The organism is Pseudogemmobacter bohemicus (genome assembly GCF_003290025.1).
Lineage (GTDB): Bacteria > Pseudomonadota > Alphaproteobacteria > Rhodobacterales > Rhodobacteraceae > Pseudogemmobacter > Pseudogemmobacter bohemicus.
Genome location: NZ_QNHG01000001.1, coordinates 854,490 through 871,370 on the forward strand (window position 1 = coordinate 854,490; position 16,881 = coordinate 871,370).

Annotated in this window: 13 protein-coding genes and 1 tRNA gene; 9 read left to right on the forward strand and 5 right to left on the reverse strand. The window is 64.0% G+C overall.

The features are described 5' to 3' along the window. Window positions 1-5 precede the first annotated feature (5 nt). The 8 genes from DRF71_RS04105 to pgi all read left to right on the forward strand — a co-directional run bounded on the left by DRF71_RS04105 (window position 6) and on the right by pgi (window position 11,431). Window positions 6-2,465, forward strand: coding sequence for a GcvT family protein (locus DRF71_RS04105; RefSeq protein ID WP_198672056.1), 2,460 nt, complete (start codon window positions 6-8; stop codon window positions 2,463-2,465). A 72-nt stretch (window positions 2,466-2,537) separates the two neighbouring features. Then, the gene (locus DRF71_RS04110) at window positions 2,538-3,371 is read left to right on the forward strand and encodes an isocitrate lyase/PEP mutase family protein (RefSeq protein ID WP_112309271.1); all 834 of its coding nucleotides are present in this window, start codon (window positions 2,538-2,540) and stop codon (window positions 3,369-3,371) included. A gap of 44 nt (window positions 3,372-3,415) precedes the next feature. Next, entirely contained in the window at window positions 3,416-4,987 is a 1,572-nt protein-coding gene (locus DRF71_RS04115; RefSeq protein WP_112309272.1) for a trimethylamine methyltransferase family protein, read from the forward strand. An 85-nt stretch (window positions 4,988-5,072) separates the two neighbouring features. Continuing rightward, complete coding sequence (locus DRF71_RS04120) at window positions 5,073-6,509, forward strand: aldehyde dehydrogenase family protein (protein WP_112309273.1); 1,437 nt, start codon at window positions 5,073-5,075, stop codon at window positions 6,507-6,509. Window positions 6,510-6,631: 122 nt separating this feature from the next. Beyond that, window positions 6,632-7,531 (forward strand): NAD(P)-dependent oxidoreductase, encoded by a 900-nt coding sequence (locus tag DRF71_RS04125; protein WP_112309274.1) that lies wholly within the window; start codon window positions 6,632-6,634, stop codon window positions 7,529-7,531. Between the two features lie 144 nt (window positions 7,532-7,675). Beyond that, complete coding sequence (zwf, locus tag DRF71_RS04130) at window positions 7,676-9,130, forward strand: glucose-6-phosphate dehydrogenase (RefSeq protein ID WP_112309978.1); 1,455 nt, start codon at window positions 7,676-7,678, stop codon at window positions 9,128-9,130. Then, window positions 9,127-9,798, forward strand: a complete 672-nt coding sequence (gene pgl / locus DRF71_RS04135; RefSeq protein WP_112309275.1) for a 6-phosphogluconolactonase — start codon at window positions 9,127-9,129, stop codon at window positions 9,796-9,798. Before zwf ends, pgl begins: the two co-directional genes overlap by 4 nt. A gap of 28 nt (window positions 9,799-9,826) precedes the next feature. Further along, window positions 9,827-11,431 carry a glucose-6-phosphate isomerase gene (gene pgi, locus DRF71_RS04140; protein ID WP_112309276.1) on the forward strand — a complete coding sequence of 535 codons (1,605 nt, stop codon included), beginning with the start codon at window positions 9,827-9,829 and terminating at the stop codon, window positions 11,429-11,431. Window positions 11,432-11,497: 66 nt separating this feature from the next. Here the strand turns inward: pgi and DRF71_RS04145 are convergent, their stop codons facing one another. From DRF71_RS04145 to DRF71_RS04155, 3 genes are all read right to left on the reverse strand, one after another. After that, window positions 11,498-11,851 (reverse strand): RidA family protein, encoded by a 354-nt coding sequence (locus DRF71_RS04145; protein ID WP_112309277.1) that lies wholly within the window; start codon window positions 11,849-11,851, stop codon window positions 11,498-11,500. Between the two features lie 129 nt (window positions 11,852-11,980). Next, a complete protein-coding gene (locus DRF71_RS04150; protein ID WP_112309278.1) occupies window positions 11,981-12,364 on the reverse strand; it encodes a hypothetical protein in 384 nt (127 codons plus the stop codon). A gap of 258 nt (window positions 12,365-12,622) precedes the next feature. Next, window positions 12,623-13,498, reverse strand: a complete 876-nt coding sequence (locus DRF71_RS04155; protein ID WP_112309279.1) for a hypothetical protein — start codon at window positions 13,496-13,498, stop codon at window positions 12,623-12,625. 331 nt (window positions 13,499-13,829) lie between these two features. Here DRF71_RS04155 and DRF71_RS04160 point away from each other — a divergent pair. Continuing rightward, window positions 13,830-13,904 (forward strand) — tRNA-Thr (locus tag DRF71_RS04160). Window positions 13,905-14,511: 607 nt separating this feature from the next. Here the strand turns inward: DRF71_RS04160 and DRF71_RS04165 are convergent. Together DRF71_RS04165 and DRF71_RS04170 are read right to left on the reverse strand one after the other, a co-directional pair. Next, window positions 14,512-15,645: a TFIIB-type zinc finger domain-containing protein gene (locus tag DRF71_RS04165; protein ID WP_112309280.1), complete on the reverse strand. Its 1,134-nt coding sequence runs from the start codon at window positions 15,643-15,645 to the stop codon at window positions 14,512-14,514. Window positions 15,646-15,648: 3 nt separating this feature from the next. Continuing rightward, complete coding sequence (locus tag DRF71_RS04170) at window positions 15,649-16,779, reverse strand: SPFH domain-containing protein (protein ID WP_232831288.1); 1,131 nt, start codon at window positions 16,777-16,779, stop codon at window positions 15,649-15,651. Between the last annotated feature and the right edge of the window lie 102 nt (window positions 16,780-16,881).

The following is a 16,881-nucleotide window of genomic DNA, read 5'->3' on the forward strand; positions in this document are numbered from 1 at the left end:
ACATCGTGGTCGATGTTCCGAAAACGGCGCGGGCGGTGGTGATCGGGGGCGGCATTTCCGGCTGCTCGGTGGCTTATCACCTCGCGAAAGCGGGCTGGACGGATGTGGTTTTGCTGGAGCGGCGCAAGCTGACTTCGGGCACCACCTGGCATGCGGCGGGGCTGATCGGGCAGCTGCGCGCCAATCAGAACATGACGCGGCTCGCGAAGTATTCCGCGGATCTTTACAGCAGGCTGGAGGAAGAGACCGGGGTTGCGACCGGGCTGAAGCGCGTCGGCTCGATGACGGTGGCGCTGACCGCCGACCGGATGCAGGAGATCTTGCGGCAGGCAACGGTGGCGCGGATCTTCGGGGTGGATGTGACAGAGATTTCTCCCTCGGAAATCAAGGCGATGTATCCGCATCTTAACACCGAAGGCGTGATCGGTGGGGTGCATTTGCCGGGCGATGGGCAATGTGATCCGGCCAATATCGCGATGGCCCTCGCCAAAGGTGCGCGGATGCGGGGCGCCAGGATCATCGAGGGGGTGAAGGTCACCTCGGTTACCGAAGGGGCGGCGCCTGGTGGCAAGCGGAAGGCAACCGGCGTCGATTATGAGGGGCCGGATGGTCCGGGCCATATCGCGGCGGAGGTGGTGATCAATTGCGGCGGCATGTGGGGGCGTGATCTTGCGGCGCAGTCGGGGGTGACGCTGCCGCTGCATGCCTGCGAGCATTTCTATCTTTTGACCGAGCCGGTGGCGGGCCTGACCGATATGCCTGTTCTGCGGGTGCCGGATGAATGCGCCTATTACAAGACCGATGCCGGCAAGATGATGGTCGGCGCCTTTGAGCCGGTCGCGAAGCCCTGGGGTATGGCCGGGATCCGTGAGGATTTCGAGTTCGACACGCTGCCTGAAGACTGGGACCATTTTGCGCCGATCCTGGAGGATGCGGCGAACCGGATGCCGATGTTCCAGACGGCGGGCATTCACACGTTCTTTAACGGGCCGGAAAGCTTTACCCCCGATGATCGCTATTATCTTGGCCCGGCGCCAGAGATGGAGGGATATTGGGTTGCGGCGGGCTATAATTCGGTGGGCATCGTGTCTTCGGGCGGTGCGGGCATGGCTCTGGCCGAGTGGATTACCACGGGCGAGGCTCCGTTCGACCTTTGGGATGTTGATATCCGCCGGGCACAGCCGTTCCAGAAGAACCGCCGTTATCTGAGGGATCGGGTGACCGAGACGCTGGGGCTGCTATATGCGGACCATTACCCCTACCGCCAGGTGGTGACGGCGCGGGGCGTGCGGCGGACGCCTTTGCATGAACACCTCAGCGCGCGTGGCGCGGTGTTTGGCGAGGTCGCGGGCTGGGAACGGGCGAACTGGTTCGCGCGGGAGGGGCAAGAGCGCGAGTATCGTTACGCCTGGGGGCGGCAGAACTGGTTTGAGAACCAGAAGGCCGAGCATATGGCGGTGCGCGAGAATGTCGGGCTGTTCGACATGTCGTCTTTCGGCAAGATCCGTGTCGAGGGGCGCGATGCCTGTGCCTTCCTGAACCGGGTTTGTGCGGGGCAGATGGATGTGGCGGTGGGGAGGATCGTCTATACCCAGATGCTGAACCAGAAGGGCGGGATCGAAAGCGATCTGACCGTGACGCGGTTGTCCGGGCGTGCCTTTATGCTGGTGGTGCCGGGGGCGACCTTGCAGCGCGATCTGGCCTGGCTGCGCCGCCATCTGGGCGATGAATTCGCGGTGATCACCGATGTGACGGCGGCGGAATCGGTGCTGTGCGTCATGGGGCCGAAATCGCGGGAGCTGATGCAGAAGATCAGCCCGAATGACTTCTCGAATGCCGCGCATCCTTTCGCGACCATGTGCGAGATCGAGGTCGGCTATGGCCTCGCCCGGGCGCATCGGGTGACCTATGTGGGCGAGCTTGGCTGGGAGCTTTATGTCTCCGCCGACCAGACTGCGCATGTCTTCGAGGCGCTGGAGGAGGCGGGTGCGGATCTGGGGCTGACGCTTTGCGGGCTGCATGCGCTGGATTCTTGCCGGATCGAGAAGGGTTACCGCCATTGGGGCCATGATATCACCGATGAGGATCATGTGCTGGAGGCGGGGCTTGGTTTTGCGGTCCGGACCAGAAAGCCGGATTTCATCGGGCGCGATGCGGTGTTGCGGGTCGAGGCAGAGGGCGTGGCGCGGCGGATGCTGCAGTTCCGGCTGGAAGATCCTTCGGTTTCGCTCTTCCATAATGAGGCGATTGTGCGGGATGGCGTGATTGTCGGGCCGGTGACATCGGCGAATTACGGCCATGCTTTGGGCGGTGCGATCGGCATGGGCTATGTGCCTTGCAAGGGGCAGAGCGAGACGGAGGTGCTGGGCTCCGCCTATGAGATCGAGGTGGCGGGGGTGCGGCATAAAGCGGTCGCGAGCCTGTCGCCGATGTATGATCCGAAATCGGAGCGGATCCGGATGTGACCGGTCGGAGAACGGGGGGCTGTCTGCCCCCCGCGCCTTCGGCTCCCCCCGAGGATATTTGAGGACAGATGAATGAAGCTCGCGGCACGGCATCAGGCTTTTGAGGATTTGCACCGCTCGGGGTGTTTTGTGATTCCGAACCCATGGGATCAGGGCTCGGCGCGGATGATGGCGGCTTTGGGGGCGCGGGCATTGGCGACATCCTCGGCGGCGCATGCGTTTACGCTGGGGCGGCCGGATATGGGCGGCGTCAGCCGGGATGAGGCTTTGGCCCATGCGGAGGATCTGATTGCGGCCACGGATCTGCCGGTCTCGGGCGATTTCGAGAACGGCTTTGGCGATGCGCCGGAGATGGTGGCCGAGACCGTGCGGCTGGCGGCAGAGGCCGGGCTTTCTGGGATCTCGGTTGAGGATACGCGGATGGTCGAGGGCAGTCCGGGCTATGATTTCGAGCTTGCAGTGGAGCGGGTCAGGGCGGGGGCTGCGGCGGCGCGGGCCTTGGGCCGGCCGTTTGTGTTCTGTGCCCGGGCCGATGGGGTGATGAACGGCGTCTATGATCTGGCGGAAGGCATCCGCCGGCTGCAGGCCTTCGAGGCGGCGGGGGCGGGTCTTCTGTATCTGCCGGTGCCGCCGGGGCGGGCGGAGCTGGCGCAGGTCCTGGCCTCGGTGAAAGTGCCGGTCAATGCGCTGGCGGCGGGGCCCTTGAAGGCGATGACGGTGGCGGAACTGGCGGCGATGGGGGTGCGGCGGATCTCGACCGGCAGCCAGATCGCGCGGCTGACCCATGCCGCGATCCGGGATGCGACGGCGGCCATGCTGGGAGCGGGCAGCTTCGCGCCGCTGGCCGGCGTGGCTTCGGGAAATGAGATTGATGCGTTGCTCGTGAAAGGGGCGGCGCAAGGGTGAATTGAGGGCCACGGATAAGGATGGCCCTGTCAGGGAGACTGGTGATGACAGTTCAGGAAGAGGTTGGCGGCGAAAGCGGGCGGCGGTCTGCGGGGGCAGGCGGGCGGGCCGGTGGGCGGGCGGCGCGGGTGGCGGCGCGGGCGGCGCCTCTGGCCGAGGACCTGCGCCCGATCCGGCCGGGGATGAAGGGCGGCCAGTATAAGCCGCTTTCTGATGCCGGGATGGCGATGATCCATCAATCGGCGCTGGAGGCGCTGGAGGTGATCGGGCTGTCCAATGCGCCGCCCTCGGGCGTTGAGATCCTGACCGGCGCGGGCGCGATTCAGGGTGATGACGGGCGCATCCGCTTTCCGCGGGCGCTGGTCGAGGATATGCTGACGAAAGCGGCGAGGAATATCACGCTCCATGCGCGCGATCCGAAACATGACCTGCATCTTTCCGGCACAAATGTGCATTTCGGCACGGCGGGGGCGGCGGTGCATGTGGTCGATCCGGTGACGCTCGACTACCGCGATTCCACCGCGCAGGACCTTTATGACGCGGCGCGGCTGGTCGATAATCTCGACAATATCCATTTCTATCAGCGCACCATGGTCTGCCGTGACGTGCTCGACAACAAAGAGATGGATCTCAACACGCTTTACGCCTGCCTTGCCGGTACGAAGAAACATGTCGGCACCTCGATCTTTGACCCCGAGCATGTCGCGGACTGTTTCGAGATGCTGCATATGGTGGCGGGCGGCGAGGAGGCGTGGCGGGCAAGGCCCTTCGTGTCGAACTCGAACTGCTTCGTCGTGCCGCCGATGAAATTCGCCGAAGAGAGCTGCAAGGTGATGGAGGATTGCATCCGGCGCGGCATGCCGATGCTTTTGCTGTCGGCGGGGCAGGCGGGGGCGACCGCGCCGGCGCCGATTGCGCTGGCGATTGTGCAGGCGGTGGCGGAATGCCTCGCGGGGGTGGTCTATGTGAATGCGATCCGCCCCGGCGCTCCGGCGATCTTCGGCACATGGCCTTTCGTCAGCGATCTGCGCACGGGCGCGATGTCGGGCGGCTCGGCCGAACAGGCGCTCTTGTCGGCGGGCTGCGCGCAGATGCACCGGTTTTATGATCTGCCGGGTGGGGCTGCGAGCGGGATCTCCGACAGCAAACTCCCCGATATGCAGGCGGGCTGGGAGACGGCGATCACCAATACGCTGGCCGGCCTTTCGGGGCTGAATATGTGCTATGAATCGGTGGGGATGCATGCCTCTCTGCTGGGCTTTTGCCTTGAAAGCCTGGTGCTGGGGGATGATATCCTGGGCCAGGTGATGCGGCTGGTGCGGGGTATCGACGTGACGCCCGACAGCACCTCGATCGAGGCGATGAAAGAGGTCTGCATGGGGGGGCCGGGGCATTACCTTGGCTCGGACCAGACGCTGAAGCTGATGCAGACCGAATATGTCTACCCGAAAACCGGCAACCGGATGAGCCCGAAGGAATGGAATGAGGCGGGCAAGCCCGTGCTGCTGGACCGGGCCATGGCGCGCAAGAACGAGATCCTTTCCAAAGCCGGTTGCGTCATCGACCCCGCCATCGACGCGGCGGTCCGGGCGCGCTTCAACATCTATTTCCGTTAAGCTTGCCACCAAGGGCGATCCGCCCCAGTCTGAGCCAAAAGGCGGTGCGCCAGACGCGCCGCCATTGAACCGACAGGAGGAAGAAATGGCGATCTCAAAGCATCTGGGACAGTTCTATATCAACGGCGCCTGGGTCGATCCGCTGCCCGGGGCTACGGCGCTTGGGGTCGAGAACCCGGCGACGGAAGAGATCGTCGGCGCGGTGGCGCTTGGGACCGAGGCCGATGCCGACCGCGCCATTCTCGCGGCACGGGCGGCGTTTGATGCCTGGACGGTGGTGCCGGTCGCAACCCGCATCGCTTTGGTGAAAAAGATCCTTGAGGTCTATAATTCCCGCTACGAGGATTTCGCGGTCGCGATGTCGACCGAGATGGGGGCGCCGATTGAATGGGCGCGGGGCGCGCAGGCCTGGGCGGGGCAGGTTCATATCGAATCGACCATCAAAGCCGCCGGGGAGATGGTCTGGGAATATATGCGCGGCGATACCCGCATCGTGATGGAGGGGATCGGTGTCTGCGCCCTGATCACGCCCTGGAACTGGCCGATGAATCAGATCGCCTGCAAGGTGGCGCCTGCGCTGATCGCGGGCTGCACCATGGTGCTGAAACCTTCGGAAATCGCACCGCTGTCGGGGCTTTTGTTTGCAGAAGTGTGCCATGAGGCGGGGGTGCCGGCGGGGGTTTTCAACCTGGTGAACGGGATGGGGCCGGTCGTTGGCGCGCGGATGTCCTCGCATCCGGAGGTGGATATGGTCAGCTTCACCGGCTCGACCCGGGCCGGAACCGCGATTGCGGCGGCGGCGGCGCCGACGGTGAAGCGGGTGGCGCAGGAACTGGGCGGCAAGAGCCCGAATATCATCCTGCCTTCGGCCGATATTGCCGGGGCGGTGAAGGCGGGCGTCGCCGGCTGTTTCGGCAATACCGGCCAAAGCTGCGACGCGCCGACCCGGATGTTCGTGCCGCGCGCCCATGCGGCGGTGGCCTATGCGGCGGCGAAAGAGGCGGCGGATGAGGTTGTGATCGGGCCGACCACCGATGCGGCAACCACGATGGGGCCGCTGGTCTCGAAACTGCAATATGACAAGGTGCAGCGCCTGATCCAGGCCGGTATCGACGAGGGAGCGACGCTGATCTCTGGCGGCTGCGGGCGGCCGCAGGGGGTGAACCGGGGCTGGTATGTGCAGCCGACGATCTTTGGCGATGTCACCAATGAGATGACCATCTCGCGCGAGGAGATCTTCGGGCCGGTCCTTGCGATCCTGCCCTATGACAGCCTCGACGACGCGGTACGGATGGCCAATGATACGCCTTACGGCCTTGCCGCCTATATCGCCGGCCCGGTCGAAGAGGCCAAACCCATTGCCCGCCGCTTGCGCGCCGGCACCGTCAACCTCAACTACCCCGACTGGGACACCTTCGCCCCCTTCGGCGGTTATAAACAATCCGGCAACGGGCGCGAATATGCCGATTGGGGCATCCATGATTTCTGCGAGATCAAGGGCGTCGTCGGCTGGGGCGCGTGACGGGCTCTGCCCGGATCGCATAGCGGATCCGCGCATTCCTGCCCTTGAACCTCGCCTCTGGCGGGTGAAACACTGCGAAGGCGGGGCCTTGCCTCGCCTTTCCACATTGCGGAGGAAGACCCATGCGCTATGGCTATGTCGGTCTGGGCAATCTCGGCGGGCATCTTGCCTGCAGCCTGCTCAGGGCGGGGTTCGATGTTACGGTCTTTGACCGTGATCCGGCTGCGGTGGACAGGCTTTGCGGCAAAGGCGGTGACCGCGCTTCCTCGCTGGAAGATCTGGCCCGCCAGGTTGATCACGTCTTCACCTGTCTGCCTTCGCCGCAGATCTCCGAGACGGTGCTGGCGCAGATATTGCCGCATCTGAAACCCGGTGCCACCTGGATCGAGAATTCCACCCTGGGCCGAGATGACGTGCTGCGGCTGGCCGGGCTCGCGCGGATTTCCGGCGTCAGGATGATGGAGGCGCCGGTCACCGGCGGCGTCCATATGGCGGCCAGGGGAGAGATCACCGTGCTGGCGGGCGGTGACCGCGATCTCTTCGATCTGCATTTCCCGGCGCTGGAGGTGATCGGCGGTAAGATCTTCCATATGGGGCCGCTGGGCTCGGCTGCGGTGATCAAGGTGATCACCAATATGCTGGCCTTCATCCATCTGGTGGCGGATGGCGAGGCCCTGATGCTGGCGAAACGCGGTGGCCTCGATCTGAAAACCGCCTGGGAGGCCATTGCGGCCTCTTCGGGCAGTTCCTTCGTGCATGAGACCGAGGGCCAGCTGATCCTGAATGGCAGTTACGATGTCGGCTTCTCGATGGATCTGGCGCTGAAGGATCTGGGTTTCGCCATTGGATTCGGGCGCGAATTCGGCGTGCCGCTGGATCTTGCCTCGCAGGTCAACCAGACCTTCCTGCGTGGACGCGCGGCCTTTGGCGGCCAGGCGCAATCGACGCAGATCGTTAAACTGCTGGAAGAGCTGCTTGCCACTGATTTACGCGCCGAGGGCTTTCCCGACCGGCTGGAATGAGCCGCGATGCAGCGCGCCATTTGCGAGGCCCAAATCCGGTGCTAGACATATCACGGCGTGGCGGCTAGAAAGCGGTCATCGCTCCGTTAGCGCTAACGGTCCCTGCGGCGGCAGGGGGCCGTGCTTGAAAAAGACGAGGAATCCATGGCTTCGCGTGTTATTCCGGTCGAGGTTTTCGATCTCGTGATCTTTGGCGGTACGGGTGATCTTGCCCGCAGAAAGATCCTCCCTGGCCTTTATCTGCGCTGGCTGGCAGGGCAGATCCTGCCCGAGGCCCGGGTGATCGGCGCGGCACGGGCCGATCTGACCGGGGCGGAGTTCCAGGATTTCGTCGCCGGCGCCATTGCTGAATTCGTTCCCGAAGCGAAGCGTGACGAGGCGGCGATAAAGGGGTTTCTGGACCGGCTGGCCTATGTCGCGATTGATGCGACGGGGGAAAAGGGCTGGAAGGATCTGAAGGCGCTGATCCGCCCCGATGTGGTGCAGGCCTTCTACTTCTCGGTGGCGCCGTCGCTGTTTGGCACCATTGCCGAGCGGCTGACCAGCTACGCGATTGCCGGCCCGGATGCGCGGATCGTGGTGGAAAAGCCGTTCGGGCGCGACCTCGCCTCGGCCAAGGCGCTGAACGCTGCGCTGGCGCAGCATTTCGAGGAACGCCAGATCTACCGGATCGACCATTATCTCGGCAAGGAAACCGTGCAGAACCTGATGGCGGTGCGGTTTGCCAATATCCTGTTCGAGCCCTTGTGGAAGTCGGAATATATCGACCATGTGCAGATCACGGTGGCGGAAACCGTCAGCGTTGACGGGCGCGGCGCCTATTACGACAAATCGGGCGCGATGCGGGATATGGTTCAAAACCATATCATGCAGCTTCTGTGCCTGATCGCGATGGAGCCGCCTTACCATTTCGACCCCGACGCCGTGCGCGATGAAAAGCTGAAAGTGATCCGGGCGCTGGATCCGGTCCGCCCCGAAGACATCGTGCGCGGCCAGTATCTCGCCGGGGGCGGCGAGGCGGGCTATCTGGAGCATACGGAAAACCCTGCCTCCCGCACGGAAAGCTATATCGCGCTGAAGGTGAATATCTCGAACTGGCGCTGGAAGGGCACGCCCTTCTACCTGCGCACCGGCAAACGTCTGCGCTCGCGCGAGAGCGAAATCGCGATCACCTTCAAGGAACCGCCGCATTCGATCTTTGACGATCATGCCGGCTGGCGCGACAATGTGCTGGTGATCCGGCTGCAGCCCGATGAGGGTATGAACCTCAAGGTGATGATCAAGGAACCCGGCCCGGGCGGCATGCGCCTGACCCAGGTGCCGCTGGATATGTCCTTTGCCGATGCCCTGAAAGACAGCCTCGAAGACGTGCCCGATGCCTATGAGCGGCTGATCATGGATGTGATCCGCGGCAATCAGACGCTCTTCATGCGCGGCGACGAGGTCGAGGCGGCCTGGGCCTGGACCGATCCGATCATCGAGGGCTGGGAGGCGCGCGGCGACCGGCCGCAGCCCTATGACCCGGGAACCTCGGGGCCCGAAGATGCGTTGATGCTGATGCATCGCGACGGGCGGCGCTGGCGGGAGATCAGGGCGTGAATTTCAACTCCTATCCCGACCGCGATTTCCTGCATCTGCAACTGGCGGATCGCATTGCCTCGCAATTGGGCGAGTTCATCCGCCGCGACGGGCGGGCGACGCTCTCGGTTCCGGGGGGCACCACGCCGGGGCCGGTATTCGACATCCTCTCGGGCGTCGATCTCGACTGGGGGCTGATCTCGGTCGTGCTCAATGACGAGCGTTGGGTGCCGGAGCATTCCGACCGCTCGAACACCCGGCTTTTGCGGGAGCGGCTGCTGAAAGGCCGCGCTGCCAATGCGCGACTGATCCCGCTTTATACCGCGACCGATACGCCCGAAGAGGGCATCCCCGGGCTGGAGGCGGGCCTTGCGCCGGTGCTGCCGATCTCGGTGCTGCTTCTGGGCATGGGTGGCGATATGCATACCGCCTCGCTTTTCCCCGGTGCCGACCGGCTGGCTGATGCGCTGGCCCCGGATGCGCCCTTGCTGATGCCGATGCGTTCTGATGCGGCGGTGGAGCCAAGGGTGACGCTGACCGCGCGGGTCCTGCGCGAGGCGATGCATATCCATGTGCTGATCACCGGCGAGGCCAAGCGCGAGGCGATTGAAAAGGCGGCGACGTTGCCGGCCATCGAGGCTCCGATCCGCGCGGTGCTGGATCATGCCGAAGTGCATTGGGCAGAATGACTGTGGAACGGTTGCGGAAGGGCAGAACATGGATAAATGGCAGGCGCTGAAGGCTCATCATGCGGAAGTGGCCGACCGCCACATCCTTTCGCTCTTCGCGGCCGATCCGGGCCGGGCTGCGGGCTTTTCCGCCCGGGCTGACGGGCTCTTGTTCGACTGGTCGAAGACCAATATCGACGCCCATGGCCGCGATCTTCTGCTGGCGCTGGCAACGGCTTCGGGTGTGGCCGAAAAACGCGCCGCGATGTTTTCCGGCAAGAAGATCAATGAGACCGAGGGCAGGGCGGTCCTTCATGTCGCGCTGCGCGCGGGCGAGGAACACCGGATCCTCGTCGATGGCGCCGATGTGATTCCCGGCATCACCGCCACCCGCAAACGGATGGCGGCTTTCGCCGATCAGGTGCGCTCGGCTGCGTATCAGGGCCAGGGCGGCAAGATCACCGATGTGGTCAATATCGGCATCGGCGGCTCTGATCTCGGCCCGGCTATGGCAGCACTGGCGCTGGTGCCCTATGCCGACGGGCCGCGTGCGCATTTCGTCTCGAATGTCGACGGGGCGCATATCCATGACGTACTTTCAGGGCTGAACCCGGAGACGACGCTGGTGATTGTGGCGTCGAAAACCTTCACCACCATCGAGACCATGACCAATGCTGATACCGCAAAGGCCTGGATGGGCCGCGTGGTGAAAGATCCGGCTGCACAATTCGCCGCCGTCTCGACCGCTGGCGACAAAACCGCCGCCTATGGAATTTCACCCGAACGGGTGTTCGGTTTTGAAGACTGGGTCGGCGGGCGTTATTCGATGTGGGGCCCGATCGGCCTCGCTCTGATGCTGGCGATCGGGCCAGAGGATTTCGGCGGGTTCCTCGCCGGCGGCCGCGCGATGGACTCCCATTTCCTTGAGGCGCCATTTGCGCAGAATATCCCCGTTCTGCTGGCGCTGGTGGGCATCTGGCACAACCAGCTTTGCGATTACGCCAGCCGCGCCGTGCTGCCCTATGAACAGCGCCTCTCGCGCCTCCCGGCCTATCTCCAGCAGCTGGAGATGGAATCGAACGGCAAATCGGTGGCGCTGGATGGGTCAGACCTCACGATCAATTCCGGCCCGGTGGTCTGGGGCGAGCCCGGCACCAATGGCCAGCATGCCTTTTACCAGCTGATCCACCAGGGCACCCGGGTGATCCCCTGTGAATTCCTCGTCGGTCGCCATGGGCACGAGCCTGACCTCGCGCATCAGCACCTGCTGCTGGTCGCCAATTGCCTCGCCCAGACCGAAGCGCTGTTGCGCGGCCGGTCTCTTGACGAGGCACGCGCCATCATGGCGAAAAAGGGCCTGAGCGGGGACGAGCTGGAACGCCAGGCCCGCCACCGCGTCTTCCCCGGCAACCGCCCGACCACGACGCTGGCCTATGACAGGCTGACGCCCTTCGTGCTCGGCCAGATCATCGCGCTTTACGAACACCGCGTCTTTGTCGAGGGCGTCATCCTCGGAATCAATTCCTATGACCAATGGGGGGTGGAGCTCGGCAAGGAGCTCGCCCTCGCGCTGCAACCGGTGCTGGAAGGCAAACAGGGCACCGGGACCAAGGACGGATCCACCGCGCAACTGGTGGATTTTCTCAAAGCCTGAGCCATATTCATCTGTCCCCAAATATCCTCGGGGGGTGCAGGGGGGCAGACAGCCCCCCCTTCTTCTTCACTTCAGCGCGGCGGTCACGATGACCTCGACGCGGTAATCCGGCGTCGCCAGCTTTGCCTCGCCGGTGGCGCGGGCGGGGGTATTCCCCTGCGGCACCCAGGCATCCCAGACCGAGTTCATCTCGGCGAAATCCGCCATATCGGCCAGCCAGATCTGGGTCGAGAGGATGCGGGTCTTGTCGGTGCCGGCAGCCGCCAGAATGCGGTCGACTTCGGCCAGACAGGTGCGGGTCTGGTCCGCCACAGAATCGCCGGGATTGCCGACCTGACCCGCCAGCCAGATGATGCCATTATAAGACACGCCCTCGGACATCCGCGCGCCGACGCCATAGCGTTTGATTTCGGAACTCATCTTCCACTCCCTGGTGTTTCGCTTCCCGTAAAGGCATAGCCGCCGGGGGAGAGGAAGAAAAGTATCCGCCAGGGAAAAGCTGCGGCAAAGGCGCCTGGCCTTTGCTGCTGCCCACCCATTCCTGCCCGGCTACTCTTGTTTCCGGCAGAGGAAACTGTCGCCGCTGACCGGCGAGAACCAGGTCATGGTGCCATCGGGATTCATCGCGAGCGAAAGCTGGTAATTGTCTTCGAAGGTCAGGGTGAAGGTATCCCCCTCCGGCGCGATATCGACGATGGGCATCGGCTCGGCGCCGGTGTCGTAATCGCTGCCGGTAAAGGTGAAGATACCGACCTCGCAATCCCAGCTGCCCTCAAAGGGCCAGGGCGCAGCCGCAAGCGCAGGCGCGGTGCCCAGAGTTCCCGCGCAGAGGAGTCCCCAGAGGACCGACCCGATGCGACTCCCGAGGCGCGGCACAAAACGCGCCATGCCCGGTCTGATCCCCGAGGTGATATCCGATGCCTGCGGCGCCAATCTGTCGTCCTCCTGTGCTGCGGTGATACAGTGCTGCGGTGATACAGTGCTGCGGTGATACTGTGCGCCCCGACCGGGCCCTTGTCTTCCCAGATTGTCTTTCCAGATCGTCTTCCCCGATCCGGACCCTGATCTGGCGCCATCTGCCGCTTCCGGGTCAAGCCGCGCAAGGCGCCCGGATTACCAGACCGGCACCGGATCGCCGATTACCGCCGGCCCGCTGGCGAAACACCGCCGCAGCCCGGGGGCGCGGCAGCCTCAGGCGCTGATCAGCGTGACACCGGGCATCGCGCGGATCAGCTCGATATCCTCAAGATAGGTCTGGGTCAGACGGTCGACGGTCTCCTGGCTCCAGCCGGGCAAGGCGAATTCCATATTGATCCGGTCGGACAGCGCGAATTTGTCGAGGAAGGCCGCCACCACCCGGCGGCGCTGGCTGACCGAGGCGGGCGGATGGCTGGCGAGGTAATTGCGCATCCGCGTCAGCCCGTCCCCCGGCATGATCAGCGACAACAGCTCATCGGTATCCTCAAGCCGGGTCTCGTCGCTATAGCCGCCCACAGCCTGCAGCACTTCCGGCCAGATCAGCGGCGTATCCTCGTCGCACCAGATGGTCAGCGGAGCGCCGGAATTCTCGGCCATGATCTGGCTGACCACATCCGACCAGCGCAGCTGATGGATATCGGTGCCCTCGATGAATTCCTCATAGCTGCGGCTGCTTTTCTGTTTCTCGTAAAGCGCCGGCAGCCAGGTGGCGGGGTTGCGGATCGCAAGGAAGAACTCGGCCTCGATATGGGGAAAGATCTGGGTGAAGGCGCGGATCCGCTCGCCGGCAAAGCCGTAAAGCCGGCCGCGCAAAGCCCATTGCGGGAAGGCGAGGAAACTGTCCCAGCTGAGGATCAGCCGCCCTGCCTTGTCATCATCCATGATCTGCTCGATCACCAGCGCCTGGGTCTCGACACTGGCCGGAGCGCCGCGCAGCTGCACAGCGGTGTCACGGAGCAGACGGCGGTAGCGCGTCGGCGCGGGTACATGGATCCCCTGTTCCGCCAGAGCAGAGCGGTTCTTGAGCAGGCAACGGATCAGCCGTTCCTCATCGGTGCAATGGGCACCCAGGTGGTAGACAATGCGCATGATTCGGATCGGGGCTCCCGCTGCCATCCTCGCCACCCGGGGCAATCGGGCGGCCTGCTTTCCTCCCATATACAGCACACCAGCCTGTGGCAAATGCGTTTGTCCTGAGGCCTTTCTGAGAAGCCGCCCGGAAATCACGCAAAAATTGTGGGATCGCGCCGGGGCGGCCCCGGTGAGCCCTTGCATCCCGGCTTGCATCCCGACCGGCCAATCCGCTCACCGATGCGCCCAGGAAACAGGTCTTGCCGCGCCGGCCCGCCCCCCCCCCCCGCAAACCAGCCGAGCGCCGGCTTGCACGCAGAGACGACAGTTGCTACATCATCGCCAAGGCGCCCCTATAGCACAGCGGTAGTGCAGCGGTTTTGTAAACCGAAGGTCGGGAGTTCAAATCTCTCTGGGGGCACCATTCAGCCTTTCTGCCCGATACTCATCCTGAATGTCTGCGAGAGGGTTTGCCGCCTCTGATGCAGCCTGTTTTGCCTGTATCGGGGCATTGCACGGTGTCGCGAGACTGTTCCGTTTTATATATTTTGAATGTCCTGGCATGAATGTGCTGCTGTGCTCAGTGACCCGCTTCGGACAGGCATGATCCAAGGGGGCGGCCATGCCTCCGTCGCAGTAATCTCAGGCCAGCCCTTCGATCCGGGCGCTGCCGGGAGGGCTGCGACCGTTGATAAGCGCGCGGCGTATCTGTGCAACCTTAAGGGGGCAAGAAGATGCCATCCCGGGCCGGACGGAGGCCGGGCCTGGAGCCGGTGCGGGCAGCGGGCTTGCCACAGGGGGCAGGACGGAAGCCGTGAGATGCCCCCGGTGTCAGGGGATGTGTCACGGGCTGTGTCGGGGGGACGGTGGCTGGGGGGCTGTGGCAGGGGCGGGTTTCCCCAGGCCGAGAATTGAATACAACTCTGCGCGTTATCCATCCTGCCATCCATCCTGTGCGGGCGCGGCGGAGATTTCGCTCCGCCATCCAACCCGGAAACGACCGACCGGCCAGGCCGGTTCGCCCCGGCCGCTCAGTCCAGCCAGTCGAGCCCACCCCCGCCGATGCTGATATCGCCATCCTTCATCAGATAGAGCACCGCCGCCGCCAGCAAAGCCGCAGCCAGCGCCGCGAGTGCGATTTTCCAGACCGACCAGGGGCGCTCGCCCTGGACCTCTCCGGTCTGGCCATTGACGAGGAACTGATAGCTTTTACCGTTGTATTTATAGGCTGCCATCCAGATCGGCAGCAGGATATGTTTGAACGTCTCGTCGCGGTAATCGGTGTCGATGCCAGAGACCCGCTGCTCGTCGCCGCCGATATCGCGGCGCACATCGCTTTCAATCACCCGGGCCATTTTCTGTTTCGACTGCAGGCTCGCCGGTTCCAGCGGGATCGTATACCCCTCGGCGGTAAAGCCGGCGAGGTAGTCCGGCGCATAGGGCACCAGCGCGGTCAGATCCCAGGGCTCCAGCGCATTGGCATAGCGCGCCGGCAGGCTCAGCGAGCCCAGCACACCAACATCGTCGAAATCCCGCGCGACGCGACCTGAAACCGAGGTCCAGCGGATCTTGCGCTCCTGCCTTGTCTCGCGCTTGCCGTTCACGGTGACGGTGCGGGTGACGTAATAGGCATCGCCCCGGCTGCCCTGGTAATCCGAGCGGGTCGCGGCGTCAAAGGTCCACCAGGGCACATAGACGCCATTCATCGCCCGCCCGCGCCGGGTGAATTCCAGCAGGCGGTTCGGCGCGAACCACAGCGAGCCCAGCCATTTCACCAGCTCTTCGCGCGCCTCGCGTTCGGACAGCACGAAGGCGATCAGCGCCTGGGGCTTGATCTGCCGCGTCTCGCCGGTAGAGGCCACCACCGGCGTCGCGCAGAAGGGGCATTCGGTGGCATGGGTGGCGCCTACGAATTCGATCAGCGCGCCGCAGGAGGTGCAGCGGGTGGTCCTGACCACCTCCATCGCCGAGGCTGAAAGGTCATCGGCCAGACCCTTTGCCAGGTCATGCTCGATCAGAGCGCTGTCCTGATCGGCCAGGGCGATATCGGGCAGGCGCTGGACATTGCCGCAATGGTCACAGATCAGCTCGCGCTGGCCCGGGGCGAAACGCAACTGCGCCCCGCACTGGCCGCAGGGCCAGCGATATTCTCTGGCGTCGGACATGGCTCAGCCTGCGGGCGGCGGCGGTGGGGGCATTTGCGAGAAGAGCCGGTCGAGCTCGGTCTCGGAGGCGGCTTTCCAGCCCTCCATTCCCTGGGCCCAGACCATGGTGCCGCGCGCCAGCTGACCCGAGGAAACCAGACCGGCAAGTTGCGCCTCGGAGAAGGGGCCTTTGGTGGCGCCGTTCTCGGCCAGATGCCATTCCTTGCCGACCGGCGGCGGCGGTGGCGGTGTATGCTGCGCGGCCGGCGGCTGCGCACCCCAGGGACCCATATTTGTCCCCATCGTCTGTGCCATGCCCATGCCCAGCCCCATGCCGGCACCCGTGGCCATGGCAGAGCCCGCGCCCGAGGCCGGGTTGCCCATCGCCTCGGCGGTGTTGAACTGCATGTATTTGTTCAGGTCACCCACCACACCCATCGAGGTGCGCTTATCCAGCGCTTTCTCAACTTCTTCGGGCAGGCTGATGTTTTCGATATAGAATTCCGGAATCGATATCCCGTATTCCGCGACTTTCGGCCCGATGGCGCCGGCGATCAGCTTGCCGAGATCTTCGGTATTCGCCGCCATATCCAGCACCGGGATCCCCGAACCCGCCAGCACCTGGGCAGCTGCCTGGACGATGATGTTGCGGATCTGGGTCGAAATCTCGTCTGCGGTGAATTCCCCATCGGTTCCAACGATTTCCGTCATAAACTTGCCAGGATCCGAGACCCGCATCGAATAGGTGCCAAAAGCCCGCAGCCGCACCGGCCCGAATTCCGGGTCGCGCGCCATGATCGGGTTCTTGGTGCCCCATTTCTGATCGTTGAACCGGGTGGTTGAGACGAAATAGACCTCGGATTTGAATGGCGACTGGAAGCCGTGATCCCAGTGCTGCAAGGTCGTCAGGATCGGCATATTGTTGGTCTCAAGCTGGTAGAGACCGGGGCTGAACACATCCGCCAGCTGACCCTCATGGATGAAGACCGCCGCCTGACCCTCGCGCACAGTGAGTTTCGCGCCGTATTTGATCGCCTGGCCGCGACGCTCAAAGCGCCAGACCATGGTGTCGCGGGTGTCATCGAGCCAGGAGATGACGTCGATGAACTCGCCCCTGAGGAAATCGAAGACCATGGGTTCAGCCTTTCTGTCCATTTTGCGCAGGCCCCTGGGGCGCGCGGCGTCTGTCGGGGTCAAAATAGCGTGCATACGCCGGGATTGAAGTGAAAATTTCGCGTCAGCGGGTCTGGTGCCGAA

Excerpts from the sequence above, each read along its gene's own strand:
- DRF71_RS04155 (WP_112309279.1), bottom strand. The coding sequence starts at position 13,498 with ATGCGCATTGTCTACCACCTGGGTGCCCATTGCACCGATGAGGAACGG.
- pgi (WP_112309276.1), top strand. The coding sequence starts at position 9,827 with ATGGATAAATGGCAGGCGCTGAAGGCTCATCATGCGGAAGTGGCCGAC.
- DRF71_RS04115 (WP_112309272.1), top strand. The coding sequence starts at position 3,416 with ATGACAGTTCAGGAAGAGGTTGGCGGCGAAAGCGGGCGGCGGTCTGCG.
- zwf (WP_112309978.1), top strand. The coding sequence starts at position 7,676 with ATGGCTTCGCGTGTTATTCCGGTCGAGGTTTTCGATCTCGTGATCTTT.
- DRF71_RS04145 (WP_112309277.1), bottom strand. The coding sequence starts at position 11,851 with ATGAGTTCCGAAATCAAACGCTATGGCGTCGGCGCGCGGATGTCCGAG.
- DRF71_RS04170 (WP_232831288.1), bottom strand. The coding sequence starts at position 16,779 with ATGGACAGAAAGGCTGAACCCATGGTCTTCGATTTCCTCAGGGGCGAG.
- DRF71_RS04165 (WP_112309280.1), bottom strand. The coding sequence starts at position 15,645 with ATGTCCGACGCCAGAGAATATCGCTGGCCCTGCGGCCAGTGCGGGGCG.
- DRF71_RS04125 (WP_112309274.1), top strand. The coding sequence starts at position 6,632 with ATGCGCTATGGCTATGTCGGTCTGGGCAATCTCGGCGGGCATCTTGCC.
- DRF71_RS04120 (WP_112309273.1), top strand. The coding sequence starts at position 5,073 with ATGGCGATCTCAAAGCATCTGGGACAGTTCTATATCAACGGCGCCTGG.
- DRF71_RS04110 (WP_112309271.1), top strand. The coding sequence starts at position 2,538 with ATGAAGCTCGCGGCACGGCATCAGGCTTTTGAGGATTTGCACCGCTCG.